Consider the following 18910-nt stretch of genomic DNA (forward strand, 5'->3'; position numbering starts at 1 on the left):
TCTAGTCTGGATGCATCCCGCCACGGTGACGATTTCCCGTCGCCATCGCCTTACCGGCGGGAGGGAAACCGGATGGCGCCTGCAGCGGCCATCGCACGCGGTTTCCACAGCGACGCGGCCCTGCCGCGCCAGATCGCGCAGCCGCGCTGCGCCCTGCCACAGGAATCCAACAGCATGAACGCCTCTCCCCCACGGCGCCGCCGTGCGCCCGCCTGCGCGCGCGTGGCACGCCTTCCCCTGATTCCCAGCCTGCTGGCCAGCGCCCTGTGGGCCGCCCTGCCCGTGCATGCGGCCGAACTGCAGGGCCCGTTGAAGGTTACCGATGGTGGCAGCCTGCAGCTGGGTGCCGACGACACCCTGCAGCACAGCGCCAGCGGCTACGCGCTGGAGGCCAGTGGTGCCGGCAGCAGCGCTACGATCGATGGCAGCCGCATCTCGATCACCGGCGGAGGCAGTGGCATCCTTGCCAGTGCCGGGGGCAGCGTCCTGCTTGAAGGCGGCCTGCTGCAGCTCGGCAACGGCAGCGCCAGCGTCGGCTATGCGCTGAACGCCAGCGGTGCGGGCAGCGTGATCCGCGCCAACAATCTCATCATCGATGCCTTCCGCAACGGCTCCGGCTACGGCACGGTCAACGCCACCGGCGGCGGCAAGGTGTGGTTGAACGGTGGCCGTGTCAGCAGCGGTGGGCACGCGCTGTATTCCACTGGGCGTGGTAGCGAGCTGCACGTGGCCGGTACGGAGATCAACGGCGGTGCCAACAGTGCGGTGTACGCCGAGGGAGGCGCACTGCTGTCGCTGGAATCGCTGAAGATGACCTTCGCCGAAGCCAGCAGCGGCTACAGCGGCCGTTTGTCCTCCGACGGCAGCGGCAGCGTGCTGTCGCTGCGCGACGTGGACGTGGTCAACGGCTACTTCGACATCGACAACGGTGGCACGCTGCAGATCGTAGGTGGCAGTGCCAGCAGCAGCGGCAGCAGCATCCGCCTGCTCGGCAACAGTGGCAACCGCGTGTACTCCACCGCCGATATCACCGGCGGCCGTTTCGAGACCGTCGGCGGTTACGGCGTCAACGTCAACAGCTGGGCCAGGCTGACCACCAACGGTGCCCACTTCACCGTGCGCGACGGCTATTCCGGTATCTGGCTGTCCGGCGCGGACTCGCTGGCCGACCTCACCGATACCACGATCAGCACCTATGGCGACAACGGCTACGGCCATGGCGTGGACGTCTGGGGTGGTACCGCCACGATCACCGGCGGCAGCATCGATACCCACGGCGATGGTGTCTACGGCCTGCGTGCCTCGGGCAGCAATCCACCGACGCCCTACTCGCGCATCCGCGCCAAGAACCTGGACATCACCACTTACGGCACCGGCGGCGGCGGCGTCTTCCTTGGCGGCAGCACGGCCGATGCGCAGCTGGACGGAGGCTCGATCACCACGCTGGGTGCATCCTCGTTCGGCATCGTGCAGATGAACACGGCCAAGCTCACCGCCGACAACCTGAGCATCCATGCGCAGGGCACGAATTCGGGTGCCTATCGCTCCTACATCACGGTGTTCGGGCCGTACTGGGACCGCCTGGTGTTCAACAACAGCAGCCTGCAGACCCAGGATGGGCCCGCCCTGTGGCTGCAGGGCAGCAACCACGAGCTGACACTCAACAACACCGATGTCATCGCGCGCCGACAGGGCAACCTCGACGGTGGCCGCCTGCTGCGGGTGAGCGACACGGTGTTCACCGACGGAAGCTCGGTCGCCACCGCAGACATTCTCTTCACTGCCGACAACAGCCGCCTGACCGGCGATGTGGTGGTCGACAGCGCCACCGCCAACGTGCAGATGACGCTGCGCAACGCCACCGTGTTCAACGGCGCGCTGCGCAACGACTCGGGCTACCAGGTCGCGCAGCTGGCGATGGACGGCAGCAGCCAATGGAACGTGCGTTCCAGTTCCAGCGTCGGTTCGCTGGACCATGCCGGCACCATCGCCTTCGTCGCCCCCACCACCGGCGACTTCAAGACCCTGACCGTCACCGGCGACTATGTCGGCAACGATGGCCACTGGCTGTTCAACCGCGCGCTGGGCGACGATGCCTCGCTGGGTGACCAGCTGGTGATCCAGGGCAACAGCAGTGGCACCGCCTCCGTCAGCGTGCGCAACGCAGGGGGCGCCGGTGCCCTGACCAGCGAAGGCATCCGCCTGATCAGCGTGGGCGGCCAGTCCGATGCGCAGTTCTCGCTGCAGGGACGCGCGGTGGCCGGCGCTTACGACTACTTCCTGTACAAGGGCGGCGTCTCCACCCCGGATGACGGCAACTGGTACCTGCGCTCGGAATACGTCCCGCCGGTCGACCCGCCGGAACCGCCCGATCCGCCGATTGATCCGCCGACTCCGCCGATCGATCCGCCTGCTCCGCCGATCGATCCGCCGGTAGTTCCGCCCGTCGATCCGCCGCTGCCGCCGGCACCGCCGCGCGTGGAGCGTCCGGAACCGGCGGTGTACATGGCCAACCAGAGCAGTGCGCTTGGCATGTTCCGGCACAGCCTGTACGACCGCAGCGGCGATCCTGCCGAGGCGATCGATGGTGGCAGTGACGCCATTGCATGGGCACAGGTGCGCAGCAGCGCGCCCGGCAGCCGCGGCCACCAGGTGGACGCGGACAGCGAGCTCAACAGCGTGCTGCTGGGCGTCGGTCGTCGATTCGAAACCAATGCCGGCGGCCAGCTGCAGGCAGGTGTGATGGCCGGCCACGGCCGGGCGCGCAATGACAGTCGCTCGCAGGTGACCGGTTACACCGCGCACGGTGTGGTCAACGGCAGCAGCCTGGGCCTGTATGCGACCTGGTTGCAGGACGCGCGGATGGGGCATGGTGCGTATGTGGACGGCTGGCTGCAGTACGGGCGATTCCGCAACAGCGTGCAGGGCGAAGGGCTGCAGAAGGAGCACTATCGTTCGCGCAGCTGGACGGGGTCGGCCGAGGCAGGCTATGTGCTGCCCGTGCAGCGCACGGCCCAGCGCGGGCTCTACCTGGAGCCACAGCTGCAGGTGATCCACAGCCGCTACGACGCCGACCGCGTGGTCGAGGCCAACGGCACGGTGGTTGAAGGGCGCGGCAAGGACAGCACCACCACGCGTGTGGGACTGCGCCTGTACACGCGTTCGCTGACCCAGCGCCAGGGGCAGGTACAGCCGTTCGTCGCGGTGAACTGGTGGTCTGGTGGCAACGACGCGACCATCGCGGTGGACGGAGAACGCCTGCGCCGGCAGTTGCCGCGTGACATCTACGAAGCCAAGGCCGGCGTGCAGGTGAATCTGTCGGGTGGCTGGCGCGGCTGGGGTGAGATCAGCCACCAGACCGGCGGCATGGGCTTCGGCGATACCAGCGGTCAGCTGGGCGTCTCTTACCGCTGGTAAGCGCTGCGACGGGTGATCCCAGCGAGGGGTCCGGCGATGCGTCGTCGGACCCCTTGTTGTTTTCCACACCACGCGTGGAAATCGATGGGGGTTGGATGTGGACAAGTGGCCATGAGCCACGCACGACAAGCGTTTTCGGCGCTGGTGATTTTTTATCCACCCAATCCACCGCGCCGGCAGGTACATGTTTTCCACACAGCAGGTGGAAAGCGCTGCGGACTTGATGTGGACAACCCGGCTTGAACGTTATGCCGCAAGCGTTTCAGGGCGTGGCTGTTTTTTGTCCAGCGGCCTCGTCGGTTTTCCACACGCCACGTGGAAAGCCGTGGGGGTTTGATGTGGACAAGTAGCTGCGAGCCCTGCACGGCAAGCGTTTCAAGGCGTGGTGAATTTCTGTCCACGGTCACCGGCAGCACTGCGCTGGCGCTTCCGCAGCAGAAGCGCGCAGCGGCACTGCTCGTGCGCCCCCTTCTGACAGGCGCCCGATACAACAAGACCCCGCATTGCGGGGTCCTGTGGACAATCACTGCGCTGCGCCGTCGATCAGACGTTGAAGCGGAAATGCAGGATGTCACCTTCCTGCACGCGGTATTCCTTGCCTTCCAGGCGCAGGCGACCGGCTTCCTTGGCGCCGGCTTCGCCCTTGTACTTGATGAAGTCCTCATACGCGATGGTTTCAGCGCGGATGAAGCCCTTCTCGAAGTCGGTGTGGATGACCGCGGCAGCCTGCGGCGCGGTGGCGCCCTTGCGCACGGTCCACGCCCGGACTTCCTTTACACCTGCGGTGAAGTAGGTCTGCAGGCCGAGCAGGCTGTAGGCCGCGTTGATCACGCGGTTCAGGCCCGGCTCGGTCAGGCCGAGGTCGGCCAGGAAGGTATCGCGGTCTTCGTCATCCAGCTGCGACAGTTCTTCTTCGATCGCCGCCGACACCGGCACCACTTGTGCGCCTTCTTCGGCGGCACGGGCGCGCACGGCGTCCAGGTGCGGGTTGTTCTCGAAACCGTCTTCCAGCACGTTGGCGATGTACATCACCGGCTTGAGGGTCAGCAGGAACAGATCGCGCACCAGCGCCTTCTCTTCCTCGTCCAGGCCCGCCGAACGGCCGGCCTTGCCATCGGCCAGCGCGGCCTGCAGCTTGGCCAGCACCGGCTTGCGTGCCGCTGCGTCCTTGTCACCGCCCTTGGCCGCACGCTCGGCGCGGTTCAGTGCCTTCTCCACGCTGTCCAGGTCAGCCAGGGCCAGCTCGGTGTCGATGGTGTCGATGTCCGAGATCGGGTCGACCTTGTTGTTGACGTGGATGACGTCAGCGTTCTCGAAGCAGCGCACCACGTGGGTGATCGCATCCACTTCGCGGATGTGGGCGAGGAACTTGTTGCCCAGGCCTTCGCCGCTGGCCGCACCGGCCACCAGGCCGGCGATGTCGACGAACTCGACCGCGGTCGGGATGACCTTCTGCGGGTTGATGATCGCCGCCAGCTCGTTCAGGCGCGGATCCGGGACCGGCACGATGCCGACGTTGGGCTCGATGGTGCAGAACGGGAAGTTCGCCGCGGCGATGCCCGCCTTGGTCAGCGCGTTGAACAGGGTCGACTTGCCGACGTTGGGCAGGCCGACGATGCCGCATTTGATACCCATGTGTTCAATCCGGGTTTGAGTGTAAGTGGATGATTCGGGATTCAAGGCTCGCCTGTGGGCATGCCCTCAATCCCCAATCGTCCTTCCAGTAGCCCGCGTTAGAACGCGGCGTACAACCTGTGACGTTCTGCGTACGCTTTCAGCAGTTCTTCAAGCTGGCCGTCATCAACTAGTGCATAGAATCGCCCATCCAGCGCATCAAGTGCTGTTTCGAGTTCATCGCCGAGATACCCATCAGCACGATAGATCTGCGGGCGTCTCTGCGCATGATGATCTTCCATGGCCTCATTGCCAAACAGCAGCCTCTGGGCCGCCAGCACGATGTCGCGCACGTCAAGCTGCTCTATCTCCTCAAGCCCTGCAAGGGCTTCAGCGATGTAGCCGCCAGCAGAATTCTGGAAATAGGCGTCAAGCCCTCCCCGATAGACATCACTGATGAGCGCGTTGATCGCAAAGTAACGCTGATCGTGTACCGACAATCCCGCAAATCCACACCCGCCACCGTGGACCTGCTCGATCAACCAATGCCAATACCGCCCCTCTGCAGACTCCTCGAAGCGCTTGCGCTCTTCACGAATTTCCCGATCTCGTTCCCGCGCCATTTCCATGCTTTGCCGCGTGCCATTCCCGCACGGCATGCAGAGCCCATCGTTCCGGGCCGCCGTAGCCAGCAGGATCATGGCGCCACACACGGTGCAGGGAGTACGTGGGTCGGTCATGATCAGCGCGGGGTGTGCAGCCGCTTCATCGCTTCGCTGAAATCGCCCTGCACCGCCAACGGCAGCACGTCGATCGCATCGTCGATGGCGCGCGAGATCAGTACTTCATCGTCCTTGGAGGGACGTCCCAGCACCCAGCCGACCACGCGGTCCTTGTGGCCGGGATGGCCGATGCCCACGCGCAGGCGATGGAACCTGCCGTGGCCGAGCAACCGGATGGTGTCACGCAGGCCGTTCTGGCCACCGTGGCCACCGTCGAACTTCAAGCGCGCCACGCCGGGCGCCAGGTCCAGTTCGTCATGGGCCAGCAGGGTTTCCTCCGGCTCGATCTTCCAGAACCGCTGCGCGGCGGTGACCGACTTGCCGCTGAGATTCATGAAGGTGGCCGGCTTGAGCAGCCACACCGTCTGTCCAGCGATGTCGACCTTGGCGGTCTCGCCAAACAACTTGCTGTCCACGTTCCATCGCGCACCGGCCTTTTCAGCCAGGGCCTCAACGAAATGAAACCCGGCATTGTGCCGGGTCCGGGCGTGCTCCGATCCGGGGTTGCCCAGACCGACGATCAGTCGCAATCCTGCCATCGTTCCATCCAGATACGGCGCCTGCCCCGAAGGACAGGCGCCGCGGGGTATTACTCGGCCGCTGCTTCTTCAGCGTCGGCAGCGTCCTGCTTGCCGTGCTTGGCAGTGACGATGGCGTCGTCGTGGTCCTTGCCCAGCGCCAGCGCCGGAATTTCCACGCCCTTCGGCAGCTTGATGTCCGACAGGTACACCACGTCGCCAGCCTTCAGCTCGCCCAGGTCGACTTCGATCGACTCCGGCAGGTCCTTCGGCAGGCAGCTGATGGCCACTTCCTTCAGTTCGTGGGTGACCACGACGTCGGCAGCCTTGCCGGCCGACGAGGCGTCTTCGTTGATGAAGTGCAGCGGAACCGAAGCGGTCAGCTTCTCGTTCTCGTTCACGCGCAGGAAGTCCAGGTGCATGATCAGCTGCTTGTACGGATGGCGCTGCATGTCACGCAGCAGCACCTTCTGCACCTGGCCGTCCAGGTTCAGGTCCAGGATCGAGGCATAGAACCACTCGTTCTGCTGGGCCAGCCAGATTTCGTTGTGGTCCAGGCTGATGGCGACCGGCTCGGCGTTGCCGCCGTACACGATCGCCGGGATCACACCAGCGTGACGCAGGCGGCGGCTCGCACCCTTACGCTGCAGTTCACGCTTGGTGACCTTGATTTCATGGGTCTTCGACATTTTCGACTACTCGGTTGTTGCCTTGCCTTGCGGCTTGGCGGTTGAAGGCACTTCCGCGACCAGAAGCGCCCGGTGTGTCCCTGCCGTTGCCGGCGGGGACGAAAAAATCAATCCACGTACAGCGAGCTGACCGACTCGCCGAAGGCGATGCGGCGCATCGTTTCGGCCAGCATTTCCGCCACGCTCAGCTGGCGGATCTTGCTGCACACCCGCGCGGCGTCCTTCAGCGGGATGGTGTCGGTCACCACCAGCTCATCGAGCTGGGAGTTGGTGATGTTGTCCACCGCCGGGCCCGACAGCACCGCGTGGGTGCAGTAGGCGGCGACCTTGAGCGCACCGCGCGCCTTCAGGGCAGCAGCAGCGGCGCACAGGGTGCCGGCGGTGTCGACGATGTCATCGACCATGACGCAGGTCTTGCCTTCGACGTCACCGATGATGTTCATCACGGTGGAGACGTTGGCGCGCGGACGACGCTTGTCGATGATCGCCAGGTCGGCGTCATCCAGGCGCTTGGCCACTGCACGGGCGCGGACCACGCCGCCCACGTCCGGCGACACCACGATCAGGTTCTCGGTGCCGTAGGCGCGCCAGATGTCGGCCAGCAGCAGCGGAGAGGCATACACGTTGTCGACCGGAATATCGAAGAAACCCTGGATCTGGTCGGCGTGCAGGTCGACGGTCAGCACGCGATCAGCGCCTGCGGTGCTGAACATCTTCGCCGCCAGCTTGGCAGTGATCGGCACGCGCGAGGAACGCATGCGGCGATCCTGGCGCGAGTAGCCGAAGTACGGCACCACGGCGGTCACGCTGGCCACCGATGCGCGCTTGAGCGCGTCGATCAGCACCAGCAGTTCCATCAGGTTTTCCGCGCTCGGCGCCGAGGTCGGCTGGATCACGAACACGTCCTGCTTGCGGACGTTCTCTTCGATCTCCACCTGCACTTCACCATCGGAGAAGTGCGAGACCAGCGCCTTGCCCGGGCGCACTCCCAGTTCCTTGCAGATGTTCTGCGCCAGACGTTTGTTGGCGTTGCCGGAAAAGACCAGCAGGTTCGGGGACTCTTGCATCATGATTGTCTCGGGCGGGGACGAGTGGCGGGGATCCGGTAGCGGCAAGGACCACCTCGGCCCCTGCTGCTGACAACACCGCGGCTGTTCCCACGTCCCGCGCAGGTGATGCGCTGGAAGGCGCGGACGCAGCCGCATTGGCAGGGGCGGGAGGATTCGAACCTCCGAATGCCAGGATCAAAACCTGGTGCCTTGGGCCTCTTGGCGACGCCCCTGCATTGATGAATCAGTGTTGCTCGAGTGCATCCAGCAGTGGCGAACGCGCAACGCCCGCAGCCACCCTTGCCCGCAACTCCTTCGACAACTTCGCTCGTCCCTGCTCGGCGGCAGCCTGCGAATCGAACTCGACGAAACAACCACTTCCCGAACCGGTCAGCCGTGCCGTGCCGATGTCGCTCAACGCAGCAAGCACCGCCTCGACGGCAGGCTCACGGCGGCGCAGCACCGGTTCGAACACGTTCCCGACCAGCGTGCCGGAAGCGAAGTCCTCTATTTTCGCCTGTGGACTGTCGCGCGTCAAATCCGGATCAGCGAACAGGACGGGGGTCGGCACATGAACGCCCGGATCGACCACCACATACCAGGCCTGCGGCAGGGTGATCGGCTGCAGCCGCTCGCCCACCCCCTCGGCCCAGGCGTTGTGGCCACGCACGAATACCGGCACATCGGCGCCGAGGCGCAAGCCCAGCGCCGCCAGCGCGTTGCCGTCCAGCCCCGCGCCCCAGAGCCGGTTCAGCGCCACCAGCACGGTGGCCGCATCGGACGACCCACCGCCGAAACCACCGCCTGCGGGAACATGCTTTTCGACGATGATGTCGGCACCTTGCTCGACATTTGCCGCTTCTTTCAGCAGCAGCGCTGCACGCACCGCCAGGTCATCCGCCTCGGCGACGCCGGCCAGGCCCTCGCCCTGCCGCCGCACCTGGCCGTCTTCACGCAGGTGCAGGCCGATACGGTCACCCCAGTCGAGCAGGCGGAACACGGTCTGCAGCTCGTGGTAACCGTCGGCACGACGGCCGGTGATATGCAGGAACAGGTTCAGCTTGGCCGGGGCGGGCCACCAGGACCAGCCCGCGTCATCCACCGACGCGTTCATGGCGCACCCTGCCCCCACTGGTCGACCAGCAGGCGCACCTTGGCGTCGCCATTGACTGCCTCGACCCTGCGCGGCAGGGCCGGACGCCCGGCTTCGGCCGGGTACCAGTCCAGATACTGGATCACCCAGCCCATCTGCTGGAGCCGCCGTGGGCGGCCATCTGCATCACGATCGATCTTTTCCGGCCCGCCGCTGCCCCCAGCGACCAGACCGCGTACCCAGTCGGGCAGCTGGTTGACCGGGATATCCCAGCCGGTGGCCTCCAGCAGCAGGGCCTGCGCGTCTTCACCCTCGCGCGGACCACCGGCCAGCCCTTCCAGGCGTCCGGCTTCATGATGGGTATCACCGCTCAGTTTCCAGCTCTGGCGGGTGACCGGCGCGCTCAGTTCAACCACATACCGTTGGCCTTCCTGCTTCCAGTCGATGCGGCCGCTGCCACCATCCTTGCCCTTGCTGACCGCTACCCGGCCCTGGAAATTCCACTCCGACGCCGCTCGCAGCGCGTCCACGCGCGCGGCCTCGGCGGCGGCCGCTTCGGCCGAAACGGTGGTGACAACGGCTGGCGCCGGCGTCGTCTGCCGGCCAACGGTGGTGCAGGCACTCAGGGCCAGGGTCGCGGCCACCAGCAGCAGGGGCCGGATCATGGAAACACTCATGGGTTGAATTTCTCGCGGGCGCGCAGCAGCGCGCGGTTCTCAGGGTCGAGCCTGGCCGCTTCCTCGAAGAAGTGACGGGCTTCATCGTGCTTGCCCAGCACCCACAGCACCTCGCCCACGTGGGCGGCGATTTCCGGGTCCTTGGCCAGCGTCCAGGCGCGGCGCAGCTGTACCAGCGCGTCGGCGTTGCGCCCCAGGCGATACAGCACCCAGCCATAACTGTCGACGATGGCGGCGTTGTCCGGTTCGGCCACGCGTGCGCGGTCGATCAGCTCGAGCGCTTCCTGGTAACGGCCAGTACGGTCGGCCAGGGTGTAGCCCAGTGCGTTCAGTGCCGGTACGTTCTCCGGCTCGGTCACCAGGATCTTGCGCAGGTCGGCCTCGGCGCGGGCGATGTCGTCGCGACGCTCCCAGGCCAGCGCACGGGCGTACAACAGGCCGTTCTCGTCCGGATACGCAGCCAGGCCACGGGCCAGTGCATCGATCTCGCCGGGAAGGTCATCGGCGCGCTGGCGCAGCTCGGCTTCCAGCAGATACGCATCGCGCCGCACATCGTCATCCACCCCGGCATCGGACTGGATGGCATGCACCTCATCCAGCGCCAGCGACTGCCGGCCGGCCAGCCCCTGCGCATTGGCCGCACGCAGGCGCGCTTCATTCAGCTCATCGCCGCCAGGCACGCTGTGATACCAGTTGACCGCCTCCGGGTAGCGCTTGAGGTACTCGGCGATCTTGCCCAGCAACAGGCGCTGCGCCGGGTCCGGCTTGGCCGCCTGCCGCGACAGTTCGTTGTACAGATTGGACAGCGCGGCCTTGTCGCCCTGCTTGGCCAGCAGCGAAGCGCGCATGCCCCACGTCTGCACATCCTGGGGACCGACCGCCAGCACGCGCTCGGCCGCTGCCGGCTGGCCGAGGCTGTCATAGGCGATGGCCACCGCGTTGCGCAGCTCCGGGTCCTGACGGGTCTTCGGCTCCACCCCATGCAGCAGCGACAGCGCCTGGTCGGTCTGGCCGGCCTGCTGCAGCTGGCTGGCGCGCAGCAACGCCACGCGTGGCTCCTCGGGGAAGCGCTTGACCACCTCATCGATCATGCGCCGTGCCAGCTCGGGCTTCTCCATGCGCAGCGCAAGGCGTCCAAACTCCTGCCAGGCCTCGATCTTCTGGGGAATGGCGTTGGCATCGACCAGCTCGCCCAGCACCTGGGCCGGCACGGCCGGATCGCGGCCACCGCCGATCAAGGCGCCCAGGGCGAACTTCCAGCCCTCATCCCCCGGGTCCTGCAACAAGGCCTGAAGCTCGCTGCGCGCAGCCTTCACATCGCCTTGGCGCATCGCCAGCGCACCGGCGGCGCTGCGCATCGCCAATGAGCGCGGCGCACGTTGCTGCCACAGGGCCAGGCCCTTTGCCGCAGCATCATCCTCGTTGGCCAGCATGGCGATGCGGGTCGCCCGCTCGGCCAGGCCGGCGTCGCCGTCGGTCTGCTGGGCGGCCTGCAGGTACCAGCGCGCGGCCTCGGCCAGCTTGCCCGCCTGCAGGGCGAACTCGCCGGCCAGTACCGGCTCCAGCGCCAGTTCCTCAGTCACCGCAGGCCGTGCAGGGGCCTTGGCGGGCACCGCCGCCAGGGCCTGCGCACAGGCCAGGGACAGCAGCAGAACACTGGGGATGCGAATCAATGCGGGCATCGTCGGCATCGGGGCCTTAAAATGTCGTCCAATGGCCAGCAGCTTATCGCAAGCAACTGAACAATGACCCTGTGGGTGCTCGGACTGAATCACCAGACCGCACCGGTGGAACTGCGCGAACGCGCAGCCTTCGCCGGTGACGCGTTGCCGCGCGCGCTCGGTTCGCTGCGCGATACCCCGCAGATCGCCGAGGCGGTACTGCTGTCCACCTGCAACCGCACCGAGCTGTATGCCGTGGCCGAGTCCGCGCAGGCGTTGGACCAGTGGCTGCAGAACCAGGCCGGCGACCTGCAGGGCTACCTGTACCAGCACGCCGATGCCGATGCCGTTCGCCATCTGTTCCGGGTGGCGACAGGGCTGGATTCGATGGTGCTGGGTGAGCCGCAGATCCTGGGCCAGGTGAAGGACGCCTGGTCGACCGCGCGCGACCACGGCCTGCTCGGCCAGCGCCTGGACCGGCTGTTCCAGCAGACGTTTTCGGTGGCCAAGCGCGCGCGGACCGACACCCAGGTCGGGGCCAACCCTGTGTCGGTGGCCTCGGCGGCGGTGCGCCTGGCACAGAACGCCTTTGCCCGCCTGGACGATTCCACCGTGCTGCTGGTCGGCGCGGGCGAGACCATCGAACTGGCCGCACGCCACCTCAGCGAAGGCAAGGTGCGGCGGCTGCTGATCGCCAACCGCACCCTCGCCCATGCGCAGGAACTGGCAAGCCGCCATGGCGGTGTGGCGCTGCCGCTGACCGAACTGGAGCGTCACCTGGCCGAGGCCGATGTAGTGTTCTCGGCCACCGCCGCCCGCGAACCGGTGATCCACCGTGCTGCAGTGGCCAACGCCCTGCGCGCACGCCGGCACAAGCCGATGCTGCTGTTCGACCTGGCCGTGCCGCGCGACATCGAGGCCGACGTTGCCAGTCTCGACGATGCGTTCCTGTACACCGTGGACGACCTCGAGCGCGCGGTGGAAGACAACCGCCGCAGCCGCCGCGAGGCGGCCGCCGAAGCGGAGACCATCATCGACCTGCAGGTCTCGCGCTTCGTCGAAACCCTGCAGGCCAGTGCCCACCAGGCACCGCTGCGGCAGCTGCGCGCTTTCGGCGAGGCCACCCGTGCCGAACTGCTGGAGCGCGCGCGCCAGCAGCTGGCCAACGGCAAGCCGGCCGACGAAGTGCTGGAACTGCTTGCCCACGGATTGACCAACCGCCTGCTGCACCCGCCGACCGCCGCCCTGCGCGCGGCCGCGCTCAGCGGCGACGCCGACCTGACCCGCGCTGCCGAGCGCCTGTTCCCGGCTGCGCCGGGTTACCACCACCCACCTGTGAGAACCGATGACGCCGACCCTGCGCCGTAAGTTGGAAGCGCTGGCCGAGCGCCGCGAAGAACTGGAACGTCTGCTCGCCGAACCGGAGGTGGTCGCCAACAACGCGCGCTTCCGCGATCTTTCGCGTGAGTTTTCCCAGCTCGAACCGATCGCCACCGCGCTGGCCGATGAAGCGCGTGCCAAGGCCGACCTGGCGGCGGCCGAAAGCATGCGTGCCGATCCGGACCTGCGCGAACTGGCCGACGAGGAAATCGCTGCCGCCCAGGCCCGCCTGCAGGACCTGGAGCAGGAGCTGGCACTGCTGCTGGTGCCGCGCGACCCGCGCGATGAAGGCAACCTGTTCCTGGAAGTGCGCGCCGGCACCGGCGGCGACGAGGCGGCGATCTTCGCTGGCGACCTGTTCCGCATGTATGCCCGCTACGCCGAGCGACAGGGCTGGAAGGTCGAGATCGAGTCGGACAACCCCGGCGAACATGGCGGTTACAAGGAAGTGGTGGCGCGCGTAGTCGGCCGTGGCGCGTTCTCGCGCCTGAAGTTCGAATCGGGCACCCACCGCGTGCAGCGCGTGCCGGCCACCGAATCGCAGGGCCGCATCCACACCTCGGCGGCCACCGTGGCGATCATCCCGGAAGCCGACGAAGTCGATGAGATCGTCATCAACCCGGCTGACCTGAGGATTGATACCTACCGCTCCTCCGGCGCCGGCGGCCAGCACGTGAACAAGACCGAATCGGCGATCCGCATCACCCACGTGCCCAGCGGCGTGGTGGTGGAATGCCAGACCGAACGCAGCCAGCACGCCAACCGGGACAAGGCGATGAAACGCCTGAAGGCGCAGCTGCTGGATGCCGAGCGCCAGCGCCACGACGCGGCGCAGGCCGAATCACGGCGCCTGCAGGTTGGCAGCGGCGACCGCAGCCAGCGCATCCGCACCTACAACTTCCCGCAGGGCCGGATCACCGACCACCGCGTGGAAGGGCTGACCCTGTACGACCTGCCCAACGTACTGGCCGGCGATCTCGATCCGCTGCTGCAGCGATTGAGCCACGAGCACCAGGTCGACGCCCTGGCCCAGCTTTCGGCGGGCTGACCAGCATGTCCGCCTGGCAGCAGCGGCAGCAACTGCAGCAGGCGATCACGCGCCAGCCCGGCGACTTCGTCGCCTGGGTGATGCTGGCCGACCTGGAACTGGAAGCCGGCGATATCGCGGCCGGTGAGCAGGCCGCGCGACGCGCGCTGCAGCTGCGGCCCAATCATCCTGAAGCGCTTGCCCGGCTCGGCCGGGTGGCGTGGATGGCGGGAGCGCATGCCGATGCCGCTACGCTGCTGGGCCAGGCCTCGGCGCTGGCACCGGAGCACCCGGGCATCGCGTTGTGGCTGGGGCACGCGCTGGAAGATGCCAACGATGCCGAAGGTGCATCAGCGGCCTATCGCCGCGCACATGCACTGATGCCCGATGAGCCGTATATCGCCGCACAGCGCCTCGCCTGGCAGCGTCGCCTGTGCGATTGGCAGGACGTGGATGCGCTGGCCGATCAGGTGCGCGGTGCACTGGTGTCCGGCCGGGGCGTAGTGGAACCCTTCGCGTTTCTCAGCGAAGACGCCAGCGCGGCCGAACAGCTGGCCTGCGCGCGTGCACGCGCCGCCGCGGTGGCGGCATCGGTGCGGCCACTGCCGCCGGCGAAGGTGCGCGAACGAGGCCCACTTCGCGTGGGCTTCCTTTCCAACGGCTTCGGCGCCCATCCCACCGGATTGCTGACGGTGGCGCTGCTGGAGCAGATGAGCCGCGACCCGGCCCTGCAACTGCATCTGTTCGCGCTCAACGCGGACGATGGCAGCCGCATCCGCCAACGCCTGCAGGCCGCCACCCGGCTGCATGACGTGGTGGGATTGCGCCACGCCGATACGGCCGCGCGCATCCGTGCACAGGGCATCGACCTGCTGCTGGACCTGCGCGGCTGGGGCGGTGGCGGCACGCCGGAAGTACTGGCGATGCGCCCTGCCCCGCTGCAGTTGAACTGGCTGGCCTACCCCGGCACCTCCGGTGCATCGTGGCTGGATGCAGTGATCGCTGACGACGTCGCGCTGCCGTCCTCGCTGGAACCGCACTACAGCGAACGCGTGCTGCGCCTGCCGCGCGCGTTCCAGCCCTCCGACAACACCCGCGTGCTGGAACCGGCGCCGGACCGCGTGGCGTGTGGGCTGCCCGCGCAGGGCACGGTGTTCTGCTGCTTCAACAACAGTTACAAACTCAACCCGCGCAGCATGGGCCGCGCGTTCGCGGTACTGCAGGCAGTACCTGGCAGCGTGCTGTGGCTGCTGTCCGGCCCCGGCCAGGCCGATGCACGGCTGCGTGCCGCCGCCAAGGCTGCAGGACTGGATCCGGCGCGCCTGGTGTTCATGGCCAAGCTGCCGCATCCGCAGTATCTGGCCCGCTATCAGCTGGCCGACCTGTTCCTGGATACGAACCCGTACAACGCGCACACCACCGCATCGGATGCACTGTGGGCCGGCTGCCCGGTGCTGACCTGCCCCGGCGCTACCTTCGCCGCGCGCGTGGCCGGCAGCCTCAACCATCATCTGGGGCTGGAGCACATGAACGTCGCCGACGATGCGGCCTTCGTCGCCACCGCCAGTGCACTCGGCAACGACCCGGCCGCGCTGGCTGCCCTGCGTGCCGAACTGGCGCAGGCACGCGAGCGCAGCGGCCTGTTCGACATGACGGCCTTCGCGCGCGATCTGTCCGCACTGCTTCAGCAGCTGGCCCGCGAACAGGGCTGGCAGGGTGTCAACACGCCCTGACATCGCCCTGCGCTACGCTCGGGCTTCCCTCCCGCGTGGCATGACGATGGCCAAGCTCAAGCGCAAGGAATACGACGAGCTGCTGCAACCGCTGCAGCTGGAACTGACGGCGATGGCACGCTGGGTGCAGCACAGCGGGCAACGCCTGCTGGTGCTGTTCGAAGGACGTGATACCGCCGGCAAGGGCGGTGCGATCCAGGCCATCAGCCAGCACCTCAATCCACGCCAATGCAGGGTGGTGGCATTGCCCAAGCCCACCGACCGCGAAGCCACGCAATGGTATTTCCAGCGCTACGCCACGCATCTGCCGGCCGCCGGCGAGATCGTGCTGATGGACCGCAGCTGGTACAACCGCGCGGGCGTGGAATGGGTGATGGGCTACTGCAGCGAGACCGAGTACCAGCAGTTCCTGCATCAGGCACCTGTATTCGAACAGCTGCTGGTGGATGACGGCATCCTGCTGTTCAAGTACTGGCTGTGCGTGGACCAGGAGCAGCAGGAGAAGCGTTTCGCCGAACGCCATCTTGATCCGTTGAAGGGGTGGAAGCTGTCGCCGGTGGACCTGAAGTCGCGCAGCAAGTACAGCGCGTACACCGAAGCGCGCGAGGCGATGCTGCGCGCGACCCATCGCGACGGTGCGCCGTGGACGCTGGTGGATTTCAACGACCAGCGGCTGGGTCGCCTGACCCTGGTCCGCAATCTGCTGGACCGGCTGCCGGACACACGGGTGGATGTGCCCTTGCCGGAGCTGCCGGAACTGAAGGGCAAGCTGCATCGCGAGCACTACGACGTGCTGAAGCCGATCGAGGATTTTCCGGTCGAAGAATAGGGTTGGTCGGCAGGGCCTGCGGCCCTGCACCCGCTGCTTTCAGGCAACAGCCAAAGCAACGTCAAAAGCTGCATTGCGTGGGTTGGCGGGGCGGTGTCGGACTGCGGGGACGCCGCAAGTACGTCCTTGTAGGCTTGGCAGCCGCATCCATGCGGCTGACACCCCGCAATCCGACACCGCCCCACCTTCGACAGATTTCCGGTAGCTGATGGATTCACGCCATGCGTGGATGTATGTCCATCGAAATCGAATATTTCGGCAATTGAACGAAGAGCATCCACGCATGGCGTGGATCTACGTGTCGACCAAGGTCGACACCCACCAAGAGCAGGCCATGTCATTCCCGCAGCTTGCGGAGAATTGTCGAAGGCGGGGTGGGTCCGGTTGCGGGGGCGTGAGCGCCATGGATGGCGCGACCGAGCCTACAGGGACGTATTTACGGCGTCCCCCGCAACCGGACCCACCCCGCCTCCCCACAGGAAACCTGCTTCTGCTGTTGCTTCGGCTGTTGCTGTTGCTTCGGCTGTTGTTGTTGCTGTCGAGGTTGCCGGCCAGCGGCCGGCACTACCGCTTCGGTGGGTGCAGGGCGCAGCCCTGCCCCTCCCTTATTTGTCAGCAGCGATCTGCTGTTCGATGTCGGCGGCGGTGACCGGGCCCAGGAAGCTGTGGGCCAGCTTGCCCTGCGGGTCGATCAGATGGGTCAGCGGCAGGCCACGCGGGGTGGCGAAGTCGGCCGGTGGGTCGAACGGATCGACGATCACGATCGGGTAGGTCACCGGATGCTTGGTCAGGAACGCCTGCATCTCCGGCGTCTCGATGTCCTCGTAGGCCAGGCCAACCACTTCGATGTTGCTGCGCATGGCATGCAACGCCGACAGCTCGGGCATTTCCTTGCGGCAGGGCGCGCACCAGGTCGCCCAGAAATTCACCACCACCCACTTGCCACGATGCGCGGCCAGGTCGTAATCGCTGCCATCGACCGCCTTCATCTTCAGCGTCGGGAACTCGGCAGTAACGCGCTCGGCAGGCGTGTCCTCCACCGGCGCCGGCGCGGCCGGGGTCGGTGCCTGTGCCGGCGGCTGGCTGCTGGCCGGGGTCGGCTCCTGCGCGGGTTTGCAGGCGGCCAGGGCCAGCAGCGCAGCCAGCAGCAACGGGGTCTTGCAGGTCATGGGGCATCTCCAGAATCAGGGTAGATGTCGCTGACGCGACGCTTGAGGCGTTCGCGCAGCGGCAGGCGCAGTTCATCCAGTGCGGCCAAAGCGGCCCGGCCGAGGCTGTCATCGCGGTAAGGCAGGTGTTGTTCGGCCACCGGAATGCGCAGCTGCGTGCATTCGTACAGATCGCCCAGGCTGACCTGGTCCAGGTCGCGGGCCAGCAGCCACTCGCCGCGCTCATCGCGGCGCAGCAGGCCGATGCCCTCCAGGTGGCAGGCCAGGTCCTGCAGCAGCGAGTCGGTCAGCATCGGTTCCAGCCGCAGGATCTCGTCGTCGGCCAGGCCCCTGCCCTTGGCGCGTGCATGCTGGAAGCGCCCGAGCAGGCGCAGCAGGCCATAGAACTCGTAGCCCTGCGGCAGGCGCAGTTCCACCGGCTGGTAGCGGAAAGCCGCCATCGACGACGCCAACGACGCGCCCAGCAGCACGGCCACCCAGCACAGGTAGATCCACAGCAGCAGGATCGGTACGAAGGCCACCGTGCCATACAGCTTCTGGTAGGACTGGAAGCTGCCCAGGTAGGCGCCGATGCCCCACTTCACCAGCTCCAGGATCACCGCGGCGAGAATCGCGCCCGGAACCGCATGGCGCCACTTCACGGTGTGGTGTGGCACCACCCGGAACATCAGGGTGATGCAGACGAATTCGATCAGGATCGGCGCCAGCCGCAGCGCGAGATCCGCCAGCCAGCGCCCTTCCTGCGTGCCGAACAACGGCATCGCGAACACCCGCGCAGACACCGCCAGCGAGGCAGCGGCGAGCATCGCGCCCAGGGTCAGCACCGTCCAGTAGACCAGGAAGCGGGTCAACCGCGGCCGACTGCTGCCGACGCGCCAGATCTGGTTGAAGGTCTCTTCAACACTGTTGAGGGTGATCAGCAGCGAGATGACCAGGGCGATGAAGCCGGCGGCAGTGAGCTGGCCGGCGCTGGCCGAGAACTGCCGCAGATAGCCTTCTGCGGCGCGCGCGGCATTGGGTACGAAGTTGGAGAAGACATAGTCGCTGAGCTGGTCGCTCCAGCGATCGAACACCGGGAAGGCCGAGAGCACGCCAAATACCACGATCGCCAACGGCACCAGCGCGAACACCGTGGTGTAGGCCAGCGCGGCGGCGGCCTGGAACAGGCGGTCGTCGAGGAAGCGGCGCCACAGGAAGCGGCCGAAGCTGGCGGCGCGTGCGCGATCCCGCGCGCGCTCCATCCATAAATTGAGCGTATCCAAAGGTTCCATC

Annotated in this window: 15 protein-coding genes and 1 tRNA gene; 5 read left to right on the top strand and 11 right to left on the bottom strand. The window is 66.8% G+C overall.

The annotated features are described in order from the left end of the window. Nucleotides 1-72 precede the first annotated feature (72 nt). The gene (locus tag K5K93_RS08880) at nt 73-3417 is read left to right on the top strand and encodes an autotransporter outer membrane beta-barrel domain-containing protein (RefSeq protein WP_261311952.1); all 3345 of its coding nucleotides are present in this window, start codon (nt 73-75) and stop codon (nt 3415-3417) included. A 543-nt stretch (nt 3418-3960) separates the two neighbouring features. On the opposite strand, the gene ychF is transcribed toward K5K93_RS08880, so the two are convergent. The 9 genes from ychF to K5K93_RS08925 all read right to left on the bottom strand — a co-directional run bounded on the left by ychF (nt 3961) and on the right by K5K93_RS08925 (nt 11521). Next, nucleotides 3961-5052, bottom strand: a complete 1092-nt coding sequence (gene ychF, locus K5K93_RS08885) for a redox-regulated ATPase YchF (RefSeq protein WP_093818988.1) — start codon at nt 5050-5052, stop codon at nt 3961-3963. A 98-nt stretch (nt 5053-5150) separates the two neighbouring features. Continuing rightward, complete coding sequence (locus K5K93_RS08890; RefSeq protein WP_261311953.1) at nt 5151-5732, bottom strand: DMP19 family protein; 582 nt, start codon at nt 5730-5732, stop codon at nt 5151-5153. A gap of 41 nt (nt 5733-5773) precedes the next feature. Next, nucleotides 5774-6352, bottom strand: a complete 579-nt coding sequence (pth, locus tag K5K93_RS08895; RefSeq protein ID WP_222390594.1) for an aminoacyl-tRNA hydrolase — start codon at nt 6350-6352, stop codon at nt 5774-5776. Nucleotides 6353-6402: 50 nt separating this feature from the next. Further along, nucleotides 6403-7020, bottom strand: coding sequence for a 50S ribosomal protein L25/general stress protein Ctc (locus K5K93_RS08900; protein ID WP_222390596.1), 618 nt, complete (start codon nt 7018-7020; stop codon nt 6403-6405). A 107-nt stretch (nt 7021-7127) separates the two neighbouring features. Then, nucleotides 7128-8087 (bottom strand): ribose-phosphate diphosphokinase, encoded by a 960-nt coding sequence (locus K5K93_RS08905; RefSeq protein ID WP_025879147.1) that lies wholly within the window; start codon nt 8085-8087, stop codon nt 7128-7130. Between the two features lie 138 nt (nt 8088-8225). Next, nucleotides 8226-8302 (bottom strand) — tRNA-Gln (locus tag K5K93_RS08910). A gap of 11 nt (nt 8303-8313) precedes the next feature. Next, nucleotides 8314-9183 carry a 4-(cytidine 5'-diphospho)-2-C-methyl-D-erythritol kinase gene (ispE, locus tag K5K93_RS08915; protein WP_222390598.1) on the bottom strand — a complete coding sequence of 290 codons (870 nt, stop codon included), beginning with the start codon at nt 9181-9183 and terminating at the stop codon, nt 8314-8316. Further along, the gene (gene lolB / locus K5K93_RS08920) at nt 9180-9839 is read right to left on the bottom strand and encodes a lipoprotein insertase outer membrane protein LolB (RefSeq protein WP_222390600.1); all 660 of its coding nucleotides are present in this window, start codon (nt 9837-9839) and stop codon (nt 9180-9182) included. Before lolB ends, ispE begins: the two co-directional genes overlap by 4 nt. Then, nucleotides 9836-11521, bottom strand: coding sequence for a tetratricopeptide repeat protein (locus tag K5K93_RS08925; protein WP_222390603.1), 1686 nt, complete (start codon nt 11519-11521; stop codon nt 9836-9838). The genes lolB and K5K93_RS08925 overlap by 4 nt, the downstream gene beginning before the upstream one ends. A gap of 63 nt (nt 11522-11584) precedes the next feature. On the opposite strand from K5K93_RS08925, the gene hemA reads away from it, so the two are divergent. The 4 genes from hemA to ppk2 are packed head-to-tail and all read left to right on the top strand — an operon-like array spanning nt 11585 to nt 16469. After that, a complete protein-coding gene (hemA, locus tag K5K93_RS08930; protein ID WP_222390606.1) occupies nt 11585-12868 on the top strand; it encodes a glutamyl-tRNA reductase in 1284 nt (427 codons plus the stop codon). Continuing rightward, nucleotides 12846-13928 carry a peptide chain release factor 1 gene (gene prfA, locus K5K93_RS08935; RefSeq protein WP_132825879.1) on the top strand — a complete coding sequence of 361 codons (1083 nt, stop codon included), beginning with the start codon at nt 12846-12848 and terminating at the stop codon, nt 13926-13928. The genes hemA and prfA overlap by 23 nt, the downstream gene beginning before the upstream one ends. A gap of 5 nt (nt 13929-13933) precedes the next feature. Beyond that, nucleotides 13934-15640 (top strand): tetratricopeptide repeat protein, encoded by a 1707-nt coding sequence (locus tag K5K93_RS08940; protein ID WP_222390609.1) that lies wholly within the window; start codon nt 13934-13936, stop codon nt 15638-15640. A 46-nt stretch (nt 15641-15686) separates the two neighbouring features. Continuing rightward, a complete protein-coding gene (ppk2, locus tag K5K93_RS08945; RefSeq protein ID WP_222391028.1) occupies nt 15687-16469 on the top strand; it encodes a polyphosphate kinase 2 in 783 nt (260 codons plus the stop codon). Between the two features lie 605 nt (nt 16470-17074). On the opposite strand, the gene K5K93_RS08950 is transcribed toward ppk2, so the two are convergent. Further along, nucleotides 17075-17638, bottom strand: coding sequence for a TlpA disulfide reductase family protein (locus K5K93_RS08950; RefSeq protein ID WP_222390612.1), 564 nt, complete (start codon nt 17636-17638; stop codon nt 17075-17077). Beyond that, entirely contained in the window at nt 17635-18909 is a 1275-nt protein-coding gene (locus K5K93_RS08955) for a YihY family inner membrane protein (RefSeq protein ID WP_032977469.1), read from the bottom strand. The genes K5K93_RS08950 and K5K93_RS08955 overlap by 4 nt, the downstream gene beginning before the upstream one ends. Between the last annotated feature and the right edge of the window lies 1 nt (nt 18910).

Origin of the sequence: Stenotrophomonas sp. DR822 (genome assembly GCF_019793815.1) — a bacterium.
Classification (GTDB): Bacteria; Pseudomonadota; Gammaproteobacteria; order Xanthomonadales; family Xanthomonadaceae; genus Stenotrophomonas; species Stenotrophomonas indicatrix.